This window comes from Bartonella sp. W8122, from assembly GCF_016102485.1.
In the GTDB taxonomy this organism is placed as follows: Bacteria; Pseudomonadota; Alphaproteobacteria; order Rhizobiales; family Rhizobiaceae; genus Bartonella; species Bartonella apihabitans.
Window position 1 is genome coordinate 1 of sequence record NZ_JACFOO010000003.1, and the last position, 14,711, is coordinate 14,711.

The 14,711-nt window shown below is 45.2% G+C and carries 14 protein-coding genes; 4 read left to right on the plus strand and 10 right to left on the minus strand.

The genetic code is table 11. From position 1 onward, the window contains the following. From H3S83_RS11090 to ltnD, 8 genes are all read right to left on the minus strand, one after another. Nucleotides 1-383, minus strand: a 383-nt coding sequence (locus H3S83_RS11090) for a BapA prefix-like domain-containing protein (RefSeq protein WP_198239858.1), incomplete at its 3' end; no start/stop codon positions are given. Nucleotides 384-1,858: 1,475 nt separating this feature from the next. Then, nucleotides 1,859-3,160 carry an MFS transporter gene (locus H3S83_RS11095; protein WP_198239859.1) on the minus strand — a complete coding sequence of 434 codons (1,302 nt, stop codon included), beginning with the start codon at nucleotides 3,158-3,160 and terminating at the stop codon, nucleotides 1,859-1,861. Between the two features lie 59 nt (nucleotides 3,161-3,219). Then, complete coding sequence (locus H3S83_RS11100; protein WP_198239860.1) at nucleotides 3,220-3,855, minus strand: aldolase; 636 nt, start codon at nucleotides 3,853-3,855, stop codon at nucleotides 3,220-3,222. Between the two features lie 38 nt (nucleotides 3,856-3,893). After that, the gene (gene denD / locus H3S83_RS11105) at nucleotides 3,894-4,856 is read right to left on the minus strand and encodes a D-erythronate dehydrogenase (RefSeq protein ID WP_198239861.1); all 963 of its coding nucleotides are present in this window, start codon (nucleotides 4,854-4,856) and stop codon (nucleotides 3,894-3,896) included. Then, a complete protein-coding gene (locus H3S83_RS11110; protein ID WP_198239907.1) occupies nucleotides 4,849-5,646 on the minus strand; it encodes a DeoR/GlpR family DNA-binding transcription regulator in 798 nt (265 codons plus the stop codon). Before H3S83_RS11110 ends, denD begins: the two co-directional genes overlap by 8 nt. Nucleotides 5,647-5,727: 81 nt before the next feature. Further along, nucleotides 5,728-6,507, minus strand: a complete 780-nt coding sequence (gene otnI / locus H3S83_RS11115) for a 2-oxo-tetronate isomerase (RefSeq protein WP_198239862.1) — start codon at nucleotides 6,505-6,507, stop codon at nucleotides 5,728-5,730. 4 nt (nucleotides 6,508-6,511) lie between these two features. Beyond that, nucleotides 6,512-7,780 carry a 3-oxo-tetronate kinase gene (otnK, locus tag H3S83_RS11120; RefSeq protein ID WP_198239863.1) on the minus strand — a complete coding sequence of 423 codons (1,269 nt, stop codon included), beginning with the start codon at nucleotides 7,778-7,780 and terminating at the stop codon, nucleotides 6,512-6,514. Between the two features lies 1 nt (nucleotide 7,781). Then, on the minus strand, nucleotides 7,782-8,681 hold the full coding sequence (gene ltnD, locus H3S83_RS11125) for an L-threonate dehydrogenase (protein WP_198239864.1): 900 nt from the start codon (nucleotides 8,679-8,681) through the stop codon (nucleotides 7,782-7,784). Between the two features lie 238 nt (nucleotides 8,682-8,919). On the opposite strand from ltnD, the gene H3S83_RS11130 reads away from it, so the two are divergent. Further along, complete coding sequence (locus H3S83_RS11130) at nucleotides 8,920-9,096, plus strand: hypothetical protein (RefSeq protein WP_198239865.1); 177 nt, start codon at nucleotides 8,920-8,922, stop codon at nucleotides 9,094-9,096. Between the two features lie 462 nt (nucleotides 9,097-9,558). Here the strand turns inward: H3S83_RS11130 and H3S83_RS11135 are convergent, their stop codons facing one another. Then, nucleotides 9,559-10,332 carry an acetoin reductase gene (locus tag H3S83_RS11135; RefSeq protein WP_210326901.1) on the minus strand — a complete coding sequence of 258 codons (774 nt, stop codon included), beginning with the start codon at nucleotides 10,330-10,332 and terminating at the stop codon, nucleotides 9,559-9,561. 783 nt (nucleotides 10,333-11,115) lie between these two features. Further along, nucleotides 11,116-11,460 carry a DUF3088 domain-containing protein gene (locus H3S83_RS11140; RefSeq protein WP_077973625.1) on the minus strand — a complete coding sequence of 115 codons (345 nt, stop codon included), beginning with the start codon at nucleotides 11,458-11,460 and terminating at the stop codon, nucleotides 11,116-11,118. A gap of 260 nt (nucleotides 11,461-11,720) precedes the next feature. Between H3S83_RS11140 and H3S83_RS11145 the strand changes: the two genes are divergently transcribed. The 3 genes from H3S83_RS11145 to msuE are packed head-to-tail and all read left to right on the plus strand — an operon-like array spanning nucleotide 11,721 to nucleotide 14,710. After that, nucleotides 11,721-12,725, plus strand: a complete 1,005-nt coding sequence (locus H3S83_RS11145; RefSeq protein WP_198239866.1) for an MsnO8 family LLM class oxidoreductase — start codon at nucleotides 11,721-11,723, stop codon at nucleotides 12,723-12,725. A 21-nt stretch (nucleotides 12,726-12,746) separates the two neighbouring features. Continuing rightward, complete coding sequence (locus H3S83_RS11150) at nucleotides 12,747-14,078, plus strand: LLM class flavin-dependent oxidoreductase (RefSeq protein WP_198239867.1); 1,332 nt, start codon at nucleotides 12,747-12,749, stop codon at nucleotides 14,076-14,078. 17 nt (nucleotides 14,079-14,095) lie between these two features. Next, nucleotides 14,096-14,710, plus strand: coding sequence for an FMN reductase (gene msuE, locus H3S83_RS11155; protein WP_198239868.1), 615 nt, complete (start codon nucleotides 14,096-14,098; stop codon nucleotides 14,708-14,710). Nucleotide 14,711 lies beyond the last annotated feature (1 nt).

Genomic DNA, 14,711 nt, shown 5'->3' on the forward strand with positions numbered 1-14,711 from the left:
GCAGCTGCACCCAGAATTCCTAACAATACATTCTGTGAAAAACCGCTCTTATCTTTTATTTCTTCATAAAAAACATTGGTATCAACAATACCGTCGCCATTATCTGTAAGCGCCTGGCCGAAGTCGGTCAGCCATGTCGTGCCATCATCAATAAATATCAAATTGCAAATCGGTTGTCCCGAACTGAAAAAATTGTTGATCCGGACAGTTTTTCCATTAACAAAGTCAATCACCAAATCATTGCCCGAACGGGAATAGTTGGTAATACTTTCCTTATCCGCTGTGAGAACAAAATTATGCGGCTTGCCACCACTATCAACAGAACCGCTATTAACAGTCAACTTCACTGATGGGTGTTGTTTGATGATTTCCGACTTCGTCATATCTCGCTACCTGGGTCACTCATAAAAATATCAATGTGGTTTCAATCACCACATGCTCAGCACCCAATAGTCGAGATTTCCCCCAAAACACCCACCGAAGCATGTGCTTGCGAACGACACATTGTCTTATACCTAACGCGGGAAAGACAATAGACAATACTACTTATGGTTGTTTTTATGTTTTTTGCAACTTAAAACTGCTTTTCCAAACGACGCAACCAATCCGTGCAATCCGTTATTTAGAATAAATTATTTCGTAAACTTACGGATTTTGAAATATTCGTTTATTCGTTTTCTCAAATAAATTCATGTATTTAATTATATACAATATATCCTTATTTATATTAATCATGTTTTTATAATATAAATAATTACATTAAAATTTATTTTTTAATAATTTAATTGATAAAATTTTATATATATTTTTTAAATTACTAATTTAAAATAATATAATAATTGTATACTTTTATTATGCATATTTATAAAATTTTTTAAACAAATCATCATTAATAGTTTTATCCCATTTTCCAAATAGAAATATTAATGAGTTTAATTTTTTTATCCAATCATCGAATTTTTTATGACCGGTTTTCAACCATTCATTAACCCTGTTTTGTTTTTTTAGCTTGGATTGCTTACACACCTCTTGGTGGAGAAGACCCGCCGATCTATTTTCGATTGGCTTTCTTTCTCATTTTGAGCTGACATTCCATAGACAAATCTTCGCCAAGATCAACAGCTTTCACGTGATCGGCGATATATGCGCTTGCAATGTTCGGGCTAAAGTTTCTTGGCAATCGTTAATATTTATTGATCGGGCGGCACTACTTTGAAGCTTTATTAGTGTAAACTCTATTATTGCAAAAATTCTTTCAAACTTTATTATTCCCCAACTCTTCAATGTCAACTTCCTTATTGCCGACCTCTTTAATGCCTGCCTCTTTATTGCCGGCTTCTGTATTCCCGACATCATTAATGCCAATCTCTTTAATGCAAGCTTTGTTCTTTGAACTTCTGGCGGCTTGGCAATCAGGCAGATAATTGCATAAACCCTGCGGGCAAATGTTTCAAAAGCCTCCATCCAATATGTCAAGCTCTTACTTATCTGCTAAAATAAAAGCCGGAAGTTCTATCGAGCTATTTTAATTGGCTTAAGGATGCGATAATGCGTCTTTCGACAAGATACATATGTGATAAGATATATATTATTCGATTAATTCTTCCCCGTTCGAGACACCGTCAGCAAATTCAAAAACATAAAGAGCGAGAAAAAAGGGGGAAAATATTATATTGAAAATATCAATATCAAACGAAATTCTATGACACTGTGTGAGATAAATTTTTTAATATTTGAATAGTTTTTTCTCAATATAAATTTACTAAAATAAGCAGATTAAAAATAATCGCTTTGAAATCGCTTATGGTAACAGGCAAACCGCTTCTTAAGATCAAGGCGGTTTGCCTATATGGTTATTTTACCGGTTGACTCTTTCCGCCGATATTGAAAGCACAATCGCAGCCCCCACTACCAGAAAACCTGCAAGAACATACATTCCGATAGCTGGTGAATGGGTAAGATCAAGCAAAGCGCCAACCATCCATGGACTCGCAAAACCAGCGAGATTGGCAATCGAATTGATGATTGCAATTCCGGCCGCTGCGGCAGAACCGCTTAGAATGGCTGTTGGTAACGACCAGAAAAGTGGTGCACATGACAAAACGCCAGCAGTCGCAAAAGACAGAAAAATAATAGACACTGTCGTGCTCGTGGCGGTTGCTGCTATGATAAAGCCGAAAGCGCCCATTAGAGCCGGCACAACAAGATGCCAGCGCCGCTCGCGATGTTTATCGGCACTGCGCGAGAACAAAACCATGGCAATAATTGCACAGATGAAGGGGATAGCCCCAAGAAGACCGATTATCAGATTGTCTTCTACGCCGGATGCTTTAATCAATGTCGGTAACCACAAGGTTAACCCATACTGCCCCATCACAAAGCAGAAATAAATGAAAGACATGAGCCAAACCATAGGATTTCTGATAAGTTCGGCAAACGAATGTGTTGATGCCGCGGCAGCATGATCGGCCTCTATATCTTGCGAAACCAAAGCCTTTTCATTGGCGTCAAGCCATTTTGCGCCGCCCACACTATTATCAAGATAAAGCAGTACGATAACACCCAAAACAACAGCAGGGATCGCTTCAAGCACGAACATCCACTGCCAGCCATGCCAGGAATCGACAGAATGGAATGTGTTCATGATCCAGCCGGAAAGAGGATTTCCGAATATTCCGGCAGCAGGGCTACCGGCCTGGAAAATTGCGAACATCTTTGCCCGTCGATGGGAAGGAAACCAATAGGTAAGATAGAGAATAACCCCCGGATAAAACCCCGCTTCAGCAACACCCAACAGGAACCGCAAACTGTAAAATTGCCATTCATTTTGCACAAAGGCAAAAATCCCAGATAAAATTCCCCAGGTAATCAAAATACGGGCAATCCATAACCGCGCGCCGACTTTATGCAAAAGAATATTGCTCGGAACCTCGAAGAAAAAATAACCGATAAAAAAAAGCCCGGCTCCGAAACCGTAAACCGTTTCGCTAAAGCCGAGATCAACTTCCATTTGTAGTTTTGCAAATCCGACATTCACACGATCAAGATAAGCAACGATATAACAGATCATGAGAATGGGAACGATCCGGAATGCAATTTTACGATAAGTAAAATCCTCATTGCTTCGATCGATTTCCTGTAGTGAACCCAATGTGTTCATAGACAACCCTCCCGTAATTGTTCGCTATTGGTTCATATTTTCAGTGATTTACCTATTTGTTACTGTTTAAAAGTGTTCAATAAGTCTTCAATCTGGTCACTATCGAGTGCCCGCGCCGGTTTATCTTGCAGCATCAGGGCAAGGTGGGCTGACTCTTCAAGCTCTTCGGCTGCATTGACTGCGTCGACAAGTGTTTTCGCCGAAACCACTGATCCGTGGTTGGCCAACAAAAGTGCGGAAGCTGTCTTTGCCTGTTCAAATATTTCTTCTTCCATCTCGCTGTTACCCGGCCGGTAATAACGAATAACGGGTAATCTGTTGCCGATACGCATGACAAAATAAGGCGTATAAGGCGTAATCGGATGGTCTTCGCGCCCTGTCGGCATACAACTGATGGCCGTTGCATATGTTGAATGAAGGTGAACGACTGCGCCTATTTGCGGACGCGCTCTGAAAAAAGCGCGGTGCATGAATACTTCTTTGGAAGGGCGATCACCTGAAACATGGTTCCAATTCTGATCGAGCTTGCTCAATGTTTTACTATCAAGCCTTCCCAATGATGAATTGGTTGGGGTCATGAGATAACCGTCTTCAAGTCGCACAGAAATATTGCCGGCACTACCAACGCTGAAACCGCGCTGGAAAAGACTTGCGCCAAGTTCGACAAGAAGCTCGCGGGTTTCCTGTTCTGTCATTATTTCTACCTCGTTTTCTATGGGTGTTCCAAGCAACGTTATCGGATGACAAATTCATCCCGATATTGGCGAATGATACTGTCGAAATCGCGGTCGCGAATGAAGCCCAATGAAAGCGGGCGCGAAACATCGAAATTGCCCGGCCATGAACACACAATATCAATAATACGCTGTTCTGGATTTTCACTCACAAGCATGCGCGTTTCATGTCCGGCGACACGTTCGAGACTTTCTAGCATTTCATTTACGCTGACGCATAATCCGGGCAGATTGAGAACACGCTTCAAACCCAATTCCTGCTCGCCGACAGTCAAAGCATGGGTGAGGTTTTTGACCACAACATCGGGTGATGAAAGCCACATCAAGGTCGATGCGGGTACAGGATTGTTCGATTTGATCTCCGAAAGCGGCTCGCGGATAATGCCGCTTGCAAAAGACGACGCAGCAGAATTCGGCTTGCCCGGACGCACCACAATCGTTGGCAAACGGCAGACACGACCATCAACAAATCCTTTGCGGCTATATTCACAAACCAGCAATTCTCCGATTGCCTTTTCCGCACCATAAGAAGATTGCGGCATCAAAGCGAGATCTTCGGGTACGACATCGGGCATGGGGCCGCCGAAGACCGCAAGCGAAGAGGTGTAAATAAAAAACGGTTTTTTCCCGGTTTTGCGTGCCGCTTCGAGAAGCGCGCGGGTTCCGTCGACATTAACCCGCATACCGGTGTCGAATTCGGCTTCCGATTGTCCACTCAAAACCGCAGCCATATGATAGATTGCAACCGTGTCAGCGGTTACAATTTTTTTGGCAAAGTCGGGATTGGCTATATCGCCTCTCACCGATTTCACACGGTCATCTTTAACCGGACAATCGGCAAGATCGACAGATAGAATTTCTTTGAAAGCAGGAAAGCTTTTATTTCCTTGCTCCTTCAGTAAATTTGCAATCAGCCGGCTGCCCAGAAAACCGGCCCCACCGGTTACAATAATCCTACCCATGATTTTGCCCCTCTGTCGGATTTTCTTCATAGGATACGAGACGCAGCTCGATACCCCTTTCGGTAATGGCATCCCGTGCATTTTGCGGAAGACCATCGTCGGTGATAACCATATTCAACGCTTCAAGCGGAATGGCATTGAATGTCCCCACCAGACCGTATTTGCTGCTATCGGTTACCAATATGCGGCGGGAAGACCTCTCGACGACTGCGCGTTTAACCGGAATTTTATTTTCTTGCGGTGTCGAGATACCGCGCGTGCCGAATGAAGAGGTTGAAATAAAACCTATATCGAAATTGAACTGACGAATGGTCAGCCCTGCCGAAGTTCCCACACAGGACTGGTTTTCACGCTCGACCTCCCCGCCTGTATGATAAAGGCGGCATGTGCTTTCCTCACTTAAAAAACTTGCTATAACAAAATCATTGGTCACAACGATAATGTCGGGAATGTTTGCCAATTGCCGCGCCAGTTCCAACATTGTTGTGCCGGCATCAAGATAGACAACATGTCCGGGCTTTACAAAGCTTGCGGCGAATCTGCCAAGCGCTACTTTTTGGTTATGCGCCATGGCGCGTTTTGCAACATGCGAAGGCTCTCGCGAGATGCGCTCCGGCAATTCTACACCACCGGCAACAGAAAGAGCCCGCCCCTGATCTTCAAGCGCCCTGATATCCCGCCGGACAGTCATTTGCGAGACGCCCAACATGTCGGCAATTTCGGCAATCGACAAGACTTGTCGTTGCGACAAATGTTGAATAATCAGGGCCTGACGTTCTGCGGGTATCACAATCACTACTTCCTGTTATCGGGATTACTTTCTTCTATCTGGACTGCTTCCAGCTATCGGGATGACTTCCTGCTATAAGGATTATTTTCTGCTATAAGGTTGGAACCAACCCAAACCGTCTTCGGTCTTGCCGCGCGGATTATATTCGCAGCCGATAAAACCTTTGTACCCTACCCGATCAAGCACCTCGAAAATGTAAGAAAAATTCAGTTCGCCTTCATCCGGTTCATGGCGATCCGGCACAGAAGCCACCTGCACATGGGCAAATTTTCCCGCCATTTTTTCTGTCAATCGCGTTAAATCACCATCCATAATTTGCGCATGGTAAAGGTCGAACTGCACAGCAACATTTTTGCGCCCCACTTCTTCCATCAACCTTAAGCCATCAAGCTGATGATTGACGAAATAATCCGGCATATTGCGGGTATTTATCGGTTCCGTCAAAACAGTAATTCCATGCGGTGCAACTTTGTCTGCTGCATAACGGAAATTCTCGATAAATGTTTTTTCGCATTCTTTGCGATCAAGCCCGTTCACCACACCCGCCATAGCGTGAAGACATTTGCAATCCAATGCCAAAGCATATTCCAAAGCCTTATCCACATTGTCGCGAAATTCTTTTTCACGTCCGGGAATGGCCGCCATGCCACGTTCGCCTTCATCCCATTTTCCTGCTGGCATGTTGAACAAGGCCTGCTTCAAATCGTTTTTCTTAAGTTCTTCTGCAAGCTTTTCAGGCGCAAAATCATAAGGAAACAAAAATTCCACCGCTTCAAATCCGGCTTTGGCGGCACGGCCAAAACGTTCAATAAAAGGAACATCGGTGAACATCATAGAAAGATTGGCAGCAAAACGCGGCATAATATTACTCCCCTTTAACCGTCTTCATCTGTTGGGCGACAAAGAAAAAATCTTCATCACCAAAATTGCCTGACTTCAATGCCAGTGAAAGCGACTTGCCGATACTTCTGACCCACGGCACACCGGGGGCAATTTGCGGCCCGATTTTAAACCCTTCAATCGCAAGCGCCTGAGTAACCGCACCCGATGTTTCGCCACCTGCAATGATAAAACGCCGATAGCCCTGGCTTTCCAATGTTTTGGCAATTTTTGCAAAAAGCGTTTCAATGGCCTGACTCGCCGTTTCTGCTCCAAAGCTTGCTTGCGTATTGGAAAGCTCTTCCGGCATCACTGTCGCATAAATCAATGGCGCATATTTCTGATTGCTGTTTTGCTTTACCCATTCGACGAGTTCCGAAAAATAATTCGCGTCGCTCACCGCGCGGCCAACGTCTACAGCCAATGCCGGCGCCGTCTCTCTATATTTTGCAACTTGAGCATTTGTCATTTGCGAACAGGAACCGGAGAGAACCACAGTCGCCCCTTCCAAGGGTTGGCCGGCCGCTTCTGCCTGTTCGACATCACCATGCAAATCTGTCCACGCGCGCGCCATACCGTCGGCAAGGCCGGAACCGCCGGTAACAAATTTCATATCGGCAACGGCCTTTCCCAATATTTCGATATGTTTGTCATTGAGTGCATCCAGAACAGCATAACGAAAACCGCTTTGGCGAAATTGTTGCAAACAATTTTTAACCGCCGCAATGCCTTTATCAATAATTTGGCTTGGAACATTGCCGCAACGCCCTTCGGATTGTGACTCCATCACCCGCATAATATTGGAATCTGTCATTGGCGTTACCGGATGATGGCGCATTCCCGATTCGCTCAAAGGCACGCCATTCACAAAAAGATAGCCGCAATAAATGGTGCGTCCGTTCACCGGAAGAACTGGACAAATAACAGTAAAATCCTCGCCCAAAGCATCAAGCAGAGCATCCGTGACCGGCCCGATATTCCCCTTGGAAGTGCTGTCGAAGGTTGAACAATATTTGAAGAAAAACTGTTCACTGTGATGATTTTTCAACCATTGCAATGCCGCAAGGCTATCGTGAACTGCCTTTTCAGGCGCGCAGGAACGGCTTTTCAGACTGACAACAACCGCATCGGCATCAACGCTGACACCGTCACGCGGAACGCCATTCAATTGCACGGTCTTCAAACCGTTTTTGACAAGAAATCCTGCAATATCCGTTGCACCGGTAAAATCGTCGGCAATGACACCAAGTTTCATTTCAAGCATCCTGACCCGGCAATTTTATGCCTGAAAATGTTTTGATAACGGCCGAATCATCAAGCTTGCCAAAACCGGCATTTGAAGCATTGGCAAACATCGTATAGGCAGTGGCCGCAAGCGGGAGAGGAAAATTCAAAGCCAGACCGGTTTGATTAACGAGCCCAAGATCTTTGACAAAAATATCAACAGCCGATTTTGGTGAATAATCGCCATCAACCACATGCTTCATGCGATTTTCAAACATCCAGCTATTTCCGGCTGCATGGGTGACCACATCATACATGACATCAAGAGGAATATTGGCACGGGCAGCAAGCGCCATTGCTTCGGCACCGGCGGCAATATGAACACCGGCCAATAATTGGTGAATAATCTTGACTGTCGAACCCAGCCCGATTTCTTTGCCAATATTATAAACTTTGCCGGCAACAGCATTCAGAACGGGGGCAAGCCTGTCAAAAGCTTCAATTTTTCCTGCCGCCATAACGGTTATATCGCCCGCATTTGCTTTGACTGCACCGCCGGAAACCGGAGCATCCAGAACATTAAGCTTCTTTTGTTCAAGCTTACCGGCTATTTCTTTCGCGTCATTTGCCGAGATCGTGGAAGAAACCATAACAACTGTACCGGGTTTCAAACGATCGGCCAAACCGTTTTCGCCAAACAAAACCGCTTTACATTGCTTGGCATTGACAACCAGAAGAACCAATGCGTCAAGTTCGCCAGCTTGCTCGCAGCCTGCACCTGCACCCGCCGCACCGGCTTCAACAAGTTCACGGCATTTTGCCAAATCAAGGTCAACACCATAGGTGGTCAGGCCGGCTTTGACACATGAACGCGCAACCCCCATTCCCATTGATCCAAGCCCTACGACACAGACATTATATTTTTCAGGCATCGCTGCCTCCCCTTTTCTATCCGCTCGTAAATTAAACGGCAAAAAACCATTTTTCAACATATTTTAACAAAAAATAACAAAGAAACTGCAAATAATGTTATTTTTTGATAATTAAAGAGCAGTCTAAACAGTGCTTATGTTGTGAAGTAACGTAGAAGCGGAATTTTTTAAGGAGACTAAAAGGGCTCTCCTATAGGTGTGGAAATGTTCAAAAAATGTACTATCGCAAAGTGTTGGGATGCACTGTCAACACCTGCTGCATGGTGCCATTCCAGCAAGCCCCGATCCACTTTCGCGCCCGCCGCAAAGCACTATCACAACACTCACGAATGTGCTTTGGCCAATTGCCAAAAGGCATAATCTCAATCTGCCTCATGGTATTATCACTGCGGTTCTATATGGTCATTACGAATAGGGGTAATTTTGCCCATGGATTTTTGCTTTAACCGCCGAAAGAAATCACCATGCAAAGAACATGGCAGAAGCGGTAAACTTATAATTTACAATCGGCATCATCAGAAAAACAAAAACCGCTTCATCGAAGAATGAGAGCCGCTCCAGCGATTTCTCCCAATGATTTTCTGTAAAAAAGCAATCCGGCTGATTACGTTTTAATATTCGGCTTTTGCCCCGCTTTCCATTGATTATCAGCCAATTCCGGTCGTTTGATCTATCGAAAATCGACTATCCCAAAATAGTCAACAAAAGCGTCACGTCAATGAACAAAAAATATCATAAAATAAGATAGTCGAAAAATACATGTTTTCCGGATGACCATTTCCACTATTGCCGCTATTTGAATGACAAGCCGATCCGATGAGAAAAAAGCCGACAAAACTGCCGGCTCTCTCACGCGTTTGAGGTGTCGATAAGCTTATCAACGGTAAACCATACCGCCATCTGTCAAAATGGATTGACCGGTTATGTAATCGGAAGCCGGACTTGCAAGGAACGAAACAAGATTTGCAACATCATCCGGTGTTTCGGCACGGCCAAGCGCAATGCCGCCGACAAATTTCTTATAGGTTTCACCGAGCGGTGCACCTGTGGTCTCATGGAAGCGTTTGTCAATTTCCACCCACATATCTGTCCCCACAACACCCGGGCAATAGGCATTGACTGTAATCCCGTGGGAAGCATATTCCTTGGCAGCAGCTTGTGTCAAACCGCGCACGGCAAATTTTGTTGCCGAATAAATGCCAAGCATTGCATAACCTTCCTGTCCGGCAATTGAACAAGCACTGACAATCTTGCCTTTTTGTTTGCGCGCAATGAATTTCTTGGCGGCAGCCTGAATGCCCCACAAGGTGCCCTCAACATTGATCTTGAAAATTTTATCAACTTCTTCAGGTGTTACATCGGCCAAAGCGTTGACCTGTGCAATGCCGGCATTATTGACCATCACATCAAAACCACCGAGGTCTTTTTCGGCTTGCTCGATCGCTCCATAAACCTCTTCACGCACAGAAATATCACCGGTGATGGTTGTGGCTTTCTGCCCCAAAGCTTCGATTTCTTTTTTAACAGCAGCAATCTTGTCTTTCTTGACATCGACAAGACCGATATTGAAGCCGTCTTTTGCCAAATGCAAAGCAATAGCGCGACCAATTCCCTGACCTGAACCCGTGACTACAGCTACTTTATTCGTCATGAAAATTCTCCCTTTTCAACAGAGGTGTTTTTTTGAGTTAGTGTTTACAATGGAACAAAACAAGAGGCAAAAATGACGCAGTAAAAAAAACAATATTTTTGTTATAAGGGCGTTTTTATTCAATAAATTACATGCTTGCCAAAGAAGTAACATTGCAAGTTCATACAATAAATTTCATTTAATCCGTTCAAACAACTTGAACATTAATATTCCTATCATAAATCGCTTCAAAAGCAAAGCCGGAACATAATTTGTTTTACTCTTTTATCCGTTTAAAACACCATTTTTGTGAAATAAAAGGTCACTTGCTTCAACGAGCTAAAAAGAAAGCCAAAAAGCCATACCAAACTTGCTCGCTTTTTAATTGTAACCCGCGGAAACGACAATCGGATGCGGATTTCATAATCCCATCGGTAAGAAAATCGAAATACCGGAAACGCTGTTATGCCGCGTCCGGTTTTCTTTGACGATTACGCCTGTTTTTCAAGCAATTCTTTTAAAAAAGATAAGGGCAAAATTCCTTCGAAGAACCAAACATTATCCGATTGCCACAGGAGACAGGAAAAGCAATTTTCTATATTTCTCTTCACTGCATATTTGCCCAAGGCAATGCCTTTATTGTTTGACGCCATTATTGTTTGACACATTTCTTTTTGCAAAAATTTTCGGCGAAAAATAGTGCGATGACAGAATTGTCGAGCCTTGGCTTGGAACGCAATCGGACGTTCTTCAATGAACAGTTCCGATTGCACTCTATCGACCGCAATTATCTCAAATCCGCAATCAATGGCTGACCGGAATACCGTAAAGCTCGGCCAAGGCCGCCAATATCGGTTTTGCTCCCGCCACGAGCTGATGACCGTTATAGTCACCCGTTTTATGCTCTGTTTTACGCCCTTCGCCAAGGATCAGGAGTGGCAGAGACTGATTGTCTTCACCGGCAAGCGCAATAACGTTTTGGCGCGGACGGGTGAATTCGGCATAGCGCACATCAAGATCTTTGAGCTTATCTTTAAAAGAGGCAAGCGCCCCTTCGATCGGCAAGCAATGAGGACAATAAAACAATTTATCAGGTTGGTTTGGATCTTTAAAAGCCTTTGGCAATAGAAAAAGAATATCTTTGGCCATCGTTACCTCTTTTCTGAATGATACAGGTTTGAACTTCTCTAAATAATGTTGGTTTGAAACTTTATACGCCTTTCCGGCGCTCATTGACCATTATCCCAATTTAAAAACCCGAGAAAAGCAGGAAATGTTTTTTAACATTTCGAAAAACTATAGAATGGATAGGCTATCAAAATCCGAATTCTCCGCCGATTATAAAAAACGAGACGGTGTCCGGAAGGAATAAGGACAGAACAACCGTTTAACCGGCAGGAGATTTTGTAATGGTCTATGACTTGAGCCTTTTGGATAAATGCCCGCTTGATATCAACCGCAATGCAGGGCAAGCGTTACGGAATGCAGTAGAAACAGCTCGTGCGGCAGAAGCGGCTGGTTTTCGTCGTTTTTGGGTAGCTGAACATCATCATTCCAAAGAATTTGCGTCGAGCGCACCGGAAATACTTGTTGCCTATCTGTTGGCAGCAACGCGCAAAATCCGCATCGGTTCGGGTGGCGTCATGTTGCAACATTATAGCCCGTATAAAATAGCTGAGGTCTTCAATGTGCTCTCGGCTATCGAACCGGGACGCGTAGACCTCGGCATCGGCAAAACACCGGGTGGTTTGCCACATACAACAGCAGCACTTCAGGCGGAATTTTCGGATGAAAACCGCATCGGTTTCGAAGAGAAACTGGAACTTCTCGATAAGCTCCTCGGCGGCGAGGAAATCAAGGACGGGCGATTTGCCGGATTGGCCGCAACACCCAAGCCGGAAGTCCGTGCAAGTACCTTCCTGCTTGGAGCAAGTGCCGAAAGCGCAAAACTCGCTGCACGCCTCGGCTGGCAATTCAGCTATGCCGGACATTTGAATGGCAGCGAAGAGAAGTTGAAAAATACTGTTTCCACTTTTCGTCGGGCAACTTCGGGTGGCGTTCCGCAATTGGCGCTTGCCGCAGTCATTGATAAATCCGACAAGCGGGCAAAAGAACGCGCCGATGCAATTGCCATTTATAAAATCCATTTTTCCGATGGCAAAACATTTTCGCTCACCACTTTGGAAGCAGCAGAAGATTTCGGCCGTCTTTCCGGTCGTTCCGATTACACCATCGAAGAACATCGCACACAGATTATTGCTGGCACTGCCGCAACGGTCAACAAGGAGCTGCAAGCTCTTCATCACCAGTTTGGCATTGGTGAATTCATGTTGGAATTGCCTGCAAGCAGTGTCGAAGAACGCATCAATGCAATTGGCGCTCTTGCTTTCGAGCAAGAAAAACTCGCCGCCTGACCCATATCAAGGAGATTTAAGATGACGCATAAAAAAATCAATTTCGGCATCATGCTTCATGGTGCAGGCGGCCATATGAATTCATGGCGCCACCCTTCTGTTCCGGCAGATGCGAGTGTCAACATTGCTTACAATGTCAATCTTGCCAAACGCGCTGAAGCCGAGGGGCTCGCTTTCGTTTTTGTTGCCGACGGGCTTTACATCAATGAAAAATCAATTCCGCATTTTCTAAACCGCTTCGAACCGCTCACTCTTCTATCGTTTCTTGCCGCACATACGTCGAAAATCGGTCTTGGTGGCACTGTTTCAACTTCTTACAGCGACCCGTTTACAGTTGCGCGCCAATTTGCTTCGCTTGACCTTTTAAGTGGCGGGCGGGCTGCATGGAACATTGTAACAACTCCGCTTGAAGGGACCGCCAAAAATTATGGCCGCCCTCACCCCGACCATACATTGCGTTATGCAATCGCCAGCGAATATATCGACGTGGTGAAAGGGCTATGGTCTTCATGGGAAGAAGATGCGTTTATTCGTAACCGCGAAACCGGCCAGTTTTTCGACCCGAAGAAAATGCACCGCGTCAATCATCACGGAAAGTTTTTCTCGGTAGAAGGGCCGCTCAATATCCAGCGTTCCCCACAAGGCGAACCGGTCATTTTCCAGGCTGGCGCATCCGAGTCCGGCATCCATTTTGCTTCCAAATATGCCGAGGCGGTCTTTACTCACATCAGAGATATTGACGAGGCCAGAAACTATGCCAAGCGCATCAGGGATGGAGCGGTTGCACATGGTCGCTCGCTCAATGATGTGAAAATTTTCCCAGGTATCAACCCGATTGTAGGGCGAACCAAAGAAGAGGCAGAAGAAAAATTCCGCGAAATCCGCAATCTCGTCAATATTGAAGATGCACTTGCCTATCTTGGCCGCTATTTCGATCATCACGACTTTGCGCAATATGATCTCGACAAACCTTTCCCCGAAATTGGCGACATCGGGAAAAACAGTTTCCGTTCAACGAGCGACCACATCAAGCAAGAGGCAAAAGAAAAAGGCCTGACTTTACGTGAAGTGGCACTCAAGGTAACCACACAACGTGGCGATTTTATCGGCAGTTATGACGACGTTACAAATCGCATCATCGAATGGTTTGACAGCGGCGCTGCCGACGGCTTCATCCTCACTATGCAGGTGAGCGGCCAAGGCTTTTACGATTTTTCTGCCGAAATTCTGCCTCGCCTTGAAGAACGCGGCTATTTTGATCGCAAACTCCATCACAACACATTGCGTGAAAATCTGGGTCTTTCCATTCCCTCGAACCGTTATGCCGAAAAACAGCAAATCGTTGCTGCTTGAAGCCGAAAGGACAAAACATGAGCAAAGTGATCGCTTTTTCCGGCAGTTTCAACCGGCCATCAAAAACCACCGCTCTCGTCAATTATATTGGCGAAAAAGTGGCCAAAAAATTCGGCACAGAGGTTGTGACCTATGATCTTCTGGATATCGGAACCACGCTCGGTCTTGCCCAGCGTGCCGACAAGCTTGAGCCGAAAGGGCAAAAAATTATTGAAGAACTGACATTGGCAGACGCCATTATTATCGGCAGTCCGGTCTATAAAGGCAGTTATCCGGGATTGTTCAAACATTTCATTGATCTCATCGAACCTGAAAGACTTTATGGAAAACCTGTGCTTCTTTCAGCAACTGGTGGTGGCGACCGTCATGCTTTGATGGTTGAACATCAGTTACGCCCGCTTTTCGGTTTCTTCATGGCGCACAGCCTGCCAACCGCGATTTATGCTTCGTCACGTGATTTCGGGCCGGATAATGAAATCCAGTCACAATATCTCGTTTCCCGCATTGATAAGGCTGTAAATCAATTCCTTCCCTTGCTCAAAAGCCAACCGGTCGATGGTGCCGGTCAAAAAACCACCATTCAACTGACAAGGGAAAATAATGATGTTCTCCCCCTTGCGGCCAATTCCTGAG